This window comes from Faecousia sp. (assembly GCF_048519415.1).
Classification (GTDB): Bacteria; Bacillota; Clostridia; order Oscillospirales; family Oscillospiraceae; genus JAZOXB01.
In genome coordinates, this window is the sequence record NZ_DBFZUT010000051.1 from 1 (window position 1) to 5,056 (window position 5,056).

Sequence of the window (5,056 nt, forward strand, 5' to 3'; positions counted from 1 at the left end):
TACCTATGCCAAATTTCTTTCAGGTCAATGTGTAGAGGTGCTGATACTTGGTACGCTGATTTTCCTTTCGTTTTCTATATTCCGGATCCCTTATGCCGGGCTGACGGCGGTTTTGACCGCAGCTTTTGCCTTTGTACCATAAGCCAACCTATCTGAGAACACTGAACAGCCAGTTGTCTGCAATTTTCAATTTTGCAGTCAAGTATTACGGCCTCAGCAGCAATCCGGTACAAAAAAGCGGAACTATCGGTAAAAAGAATTCCGGATTGGAACAGATCTGGACAGCGGACGAATTCAAGTTTTTTATTGATGCCGTCAGTGATAAGCTGCAGTCCAAGGTCATCTTTAATCTGCTTTACTGGACAGGAATGCGATCCGGAGAAATGCTGGCTTTGACCCTGAACGATTTCGACTTTGAGGAACGGACGGTTTCCATCACAAAAAACTATGCGCGTATAGACGGCGAGGACCTATTCCTTGACCCAAAGACGCCAAAAAGCAATCGCAAGATTACCTTGCCGCAATTCGTTTGCGATATGGTAAAGGATTATGCCGACAGATTGTACGGCTACGATCCGTCAGACAGACTGTTCGAAGTAACGAAGCATTATCTGAAACACGAAATGGAAAGAGGCTGCAAGAAGACCGGACTCCGGGAGATACGGGTGCACGATCTTCGTCACAGCCACGCCAGCTTGCTGATCGAGCTTGGGTTTGCACCACTGCTGATCAGCGAACGCCTCGGGCATGAGAGCGTGACGACAACTTTGGAGATCTATTCCCACCTGTACCCGACAAAACACGGGGAAGTTGCCGACCGTTTGGAGGCTTTCGCATAAGTTTTTCGTGTACCCGCCGTGTACCTTTCGTGTACCCGGGGCAAAAAAGAAACCCGAAAACCCTTGAAAATAAAGGGTTTTCGGGTAAGCGGCGACTACTCCCACTCAATCGTCGCTGGGGGTTTACTGGTGATATCGTAGACGATGCGGTTAATATGGGGGACCTCATTGACGATGCGGGCGGAGGTACGGTCGAGGACGTCGTAGGGGATACGAGCCCAATCGGCGGTCATGAAGTCGGTGGTGGTGACGCCGCGGAGGGCGAGGGTATAGTCGTAGGTGCGGCTGTCGCCCATGACGCCGACGGAGCGCATATTCGTCAGCACGGCGAAATACTGGCTGACGCTGTAGGCGAGGCCCGCGTTTGCCAGCTCCTCGCGGAAGATGGCGTCGGCATCGCGCAGGGTATCGAGCTTCTCGCGCGTGATCTCGCCGAGGACGCGGATGGCAAGGCCGGGGCCGGGGAAGGGCTGGCGCATGACCAGATATTCCGGCAGGCCGAGCTCGCGGCCGAGCTGGCGGACCTCGTCCTTGAACAGCAGGCGCAGCGGCTCGATGATCTCCTTGAAGTCGACGAAGTCAGGCAGGCCGCCAACGTTGTGGTGGCTCTTGATGACGGCAGCATCGCCCGCGCCGGACTCGATGACGTCGGGGTAGATCGTGCCCTGGGCGAGATAGTCGACGCGCCCGATCTTTTTGGCCTCGTCTTCAAAGATGCGGATAAATTCCTCACCGATGATCTTGCGCTTGCGCTCCGGCTCCGTGACCCCGGCAAGCTTGCCGAGGAAGCGGGCCTCGGCATCGACGCGGACGAAGTGCAGATCCCACTTCCGGAACGCGGCCTCGACCTCGTCGCCCTCGTTCTTGCGCATCAGGCCGTGGTCGACGAAGACGCAGGTGAGCTGGTCGCCGACGGCCTCTGCGATGAGCGCGGCGGCAACGGAGCTGTCCACGCCGCCGGACAGGGCCAGCAGGACCTTGCCGCTGCCGACCTTCTCGCGGATGGCGGCGATGGAGGAGCGCATATAGTCGCCCATGTTCCAGGTGCCGGTGCAGCCGCAGACGCGGTAGAGGAAGTTGCGGATCATATCCTGACCATGCTCGGTGTGGTTGACCTCCGGGTGGAACTGCACGCCGTAGAAGCCGCGGGCCTCGTCGGCGATGGCGCCGGTGGGGCAATGCTCCGTGACGGCACAGGCGCGGAAGCCCTCGGGCAGGCGGGCGATGAAGTCGCCGTGGCTCATCCAGGTGATGCTCTGCTCGGGCAGACCCTCGAACAAGCGGCAGGGGGAGAAGCGCGTCTCTGTGCGGCCGTATTCGCGGGCTGTGCTGTCCTGCGCAGCCGTGACCTCGCCGCCGAGCGTCTGGGCCATGAGCTGGCAGCCGTAGCAGATGCCGAGGACCGGCACGCCCAGCGTGAAGATGGCGGGATCGACCTTCGGGGAGGCGGCATCATAGACGCTGTTCGGGCCGCCGGTGAAGATAAAGCCCTTGGGCTGCATGGCCTTGAGCTCCTCCAGCGGGGTCGTGTAGGGCTTGACCTCGCAGTATACATTGCACTCACGGACACGGCGGGCGATGAGCTGGTTATACTGCCCGCCAAAGTCCAGAACGAGAATCGTTTCCATGCTCATTCCTCCCGGAAGACAAAGCCGTTTTCGTCCGCGCTTTCGATGATGGCGAGCGAATGCAGCGGGATACCGGCCTCGCGCAGGCGGTCGCCGCCGTGCTGGAAACCCTTTTCCACCGCGACGCCGATGCCGACGAGCTCGGCCCCGGCCTCCCTCACGATGTCGCACAGGCCGCGCATGGCCTCACCGCGCGCCATGAAGTCATCGATGATGAGGACCTTGTCCGAGGCACTGAGCCACTCCTTGGAGACGAGCAGCGTGACCTTCTTCTTATAGGTATAGGAAAGAATATCGCTCTGATAGAGGCCGCCCTCGATGTTGTCGCTCTTGGCCTTCTTGGCGAACACCATCGGCACGCCGAAGGCCTGCGCGCAGATCGTGGCCAGGGCGATGCCGCTGGCTTCGGCCGTCAGCACAAGGGTGATGTCCTTGCCGGCAAACACGCGCCTGAATTCCTGCGCGATCTGCTCCATCAGTGGCACGTCGATGCGATGATTCAGGAAACCATCCACCTTCACAATGTTTCCGGGCAGGATCTTGCCTTCCTTCCGGATCCGTTCCTTCAGAAGCTCCATGGGAACCTTCCGCCTTTCTCAATAGTAGATGCCTATATTATGCCGGAAAAACGCGGAAAAAGCAACAGGAAAAACAGGCTGCGGGAAAAGAATCGGAATGGCCCGGCTGCGTGCCTGCATGATGTACAGAGTATCGGTCAGGATGAATAGGCCGGTTGCGTCCGCAGCGGCGATCCCTGCACAACCCGCCGGACGAGAGGAAAATGTAGCGGCGGTCACTGCGCAGCCGTTGGCGGCTTTGCCGCCTTACGGATGCGGCGTGCCCTTTACGGGCGGTGACCGCCCAGTAGGGGGAGCATTCAACGGCAGAAAGGCACTGGTGCACCGCTGCACTCGCTTGACGTGTCATTCCGAGGAGCAAAGCGACGTGGGAATCTCGCAGTACTTGGCCGGATAATTGGGTACTTCCGGCGAAAACGTAACTGCCTTCCCGAGATTGCCACGTCGGCCTGCGGCCTCCTCGCAATGACAAACCTGGGGGCTGAAGCCTTTTTAACGCCAGCCTGTACCAGCCGGAAGTTTTGCGCCGGGAGCGGCATGCCGCTCCCCTACAATAGCGTGTGCGGTCGGCGGAGTGCGCGGGAATCTGCAACTGCCAATGGCGGTCACTGCCCGTAAAGGGCACGCCGCATCCGTAAGGCGGCAAAGCCGCCAACGGCTGCGCAGTGACCACCGCTACAGGCAGACACCGGCCCGGCGGGGATGCCGCCGGGCCGGAAACTGTTTTTGATTATTGGACGATGATCTTTCCGTCGGCAAAGTCCGTGATCACGCAGCCGCCCGCCGGGAACTGGTAGGTGTCACGCAAATCTTTTAAATGCAGCGTAACTTCACCGGGACTTTTGGAGACGATCCGGAGCGTATTGTCCTGCCAGTATACCTGCAGGTCGCCCTCTTGCTCACCGGTCAGCTTGTAATAGAAGTCGTCTGCACTTGGAAAAGCTGCTTGCTTAAAATGCCCCCTTGCATTGTATGAAGTTACTTTGCCCTTCAGACGGAAACCGTTCGCTGTCAGCTCCAGCCACTGATCATCGGCTTCATTCACCAGTTCTGCTATGAGATAAACCTCATTGGAATCCGCCCGTATCCCGGCATTTTTCGCCGTGACTTCAAAACGCAACTTTTCTGTATCTGGAATCAGATACTTTGGCATTGAAGCCGTAACGCCCATTGGCCAGGTACTCTCATGCAGAATTTCCATCGTAGAATCCGCTGTTACCGCACCGTTATCTCCTGTATGCAGGTATTTGCCTTCCGCGTTGTATACCCAATTACTGATGTAATAGGGGGAAACCCAGACTTTTGTCATTGGTTCCAATTTCTGCTTTGTGCAGCCGAACAGGAGAGAGGAAATGGCGATGACTGCAATCGTGAAAGCCAGTAATTTCCAATATCTCGGGTTTTTCATGGGCATTTTCTCCTTCCGTTCCAATTGAACGTTTGACAAGTATTCCCTTCCGATATGTCCAACATATCACACCATAATGTTCCTGTCAATATTTTTACAGAAAATATCCCGTAATTTTCAAGAATATGCAGTGCGGTAAATGGAAAAAGTCCCAGCGGGAATGCCGCCGCGCGAGAGAAAAATGTAGCGGTGTTCCCTGAGCGCCTGGGAGAACAGCAGTATTTGCGCCATTGATTCAGTGGCGCAGGACCTTCAGGTTTGTCATTCCGAGGAGCGAAGCGACGTGGGAATCTCGCAGTACTTGGCCGGATAATTGGGCACTTCCGGCGAAAACGTAACTGCCTTCCCGAGATTGCCGCGTCGGCCTGCGGCCTCCTCGCAATGACAATTCCGGGAGCCGGTGCGGTCGGCGAGGGTATCCGGAAACTTGTAACTGCCCATGGCGCGCAGGGAGTGCCGCTACAGACACCGGCCCGGCGGGGACGCCGCCGGGCCGGGAACTGTTTTTGATTATTGGACGATGATCTTCCCGTCGGCAAAGTCCGTGATCACGCAGCCGCCTGCCGGGAACTGGTAGGTATCCTTCAGGTCTCTTAAATACAG

4 protein-coding genes are annotated in these 5,056 nt (G+C 57.3%); 1 reads left to right on the forward strand and 3 read right to left on the reverse strand.

Annotated elements, in window-relative coordinates:
* Window positions 1-266: 266 nt before the first annotated feature.
* On the forward strand, window positions 267-839 hold the full coding sequence (locus ACMKFF_RS05625; RefSeq protein ID WP_419496323.1) for a site-specific integrase: 573 nt from the start codon (window positions 267-269) through the stop codon (window positions 837-839).
* 95 nt (window positions 840-934) lie between these two features.
* Here the strand turns inward: ACMKFF_RS05625 and guaA are convergent, their stop codons facing one another.
* The 3 genes from guaA to ACMKFF_RS05640 all read right to left on the reverse strand — a co-directional run bounded on the left by guaA (window position 935) and on the right by ACMKFF_RS05640 (window position 4,453).
* Window positions 935-2,473, reverse strand: a complete 1,539-nt coding sequence (guaA, locus tag ACMKFF_RS05630; protein WP_419496324.1) for a glutamine-hydrolyzing GMP synthase — start codon at window positions 2,471-2,473, stop codon at window positions 935-937.
* Window positions 2,470-3,045 (reverse strand): xanthine phosphoribosyltransferase, encoded by a 576-nt coding sequence (locus tag ACMKFF_RS05635; protein WP_349134573.1) that lies wholly within the window; start codon window positions 3,043-3,045, stop codon window positions 2,470-2,472. Before ACMKFF_RS05635 ends, guaA begins: the two co-directional genes overlap by 4 nt.
* 730 nt (window positions 3,046-3,775) lie before the next feature.
* Complete coding sequence (locus ACMKFF_RS05640) at window positions 3,776-4,453, reverse strand: hypothetical protein (RefSeq protein ID WP_419496325.1); 678 nt, start codon at window positions 4,451-4,453, stop codon at window positions 3,776-3,778.
* Window positions 4,454-5,056 lie beyond the last annotated feature (603 nt).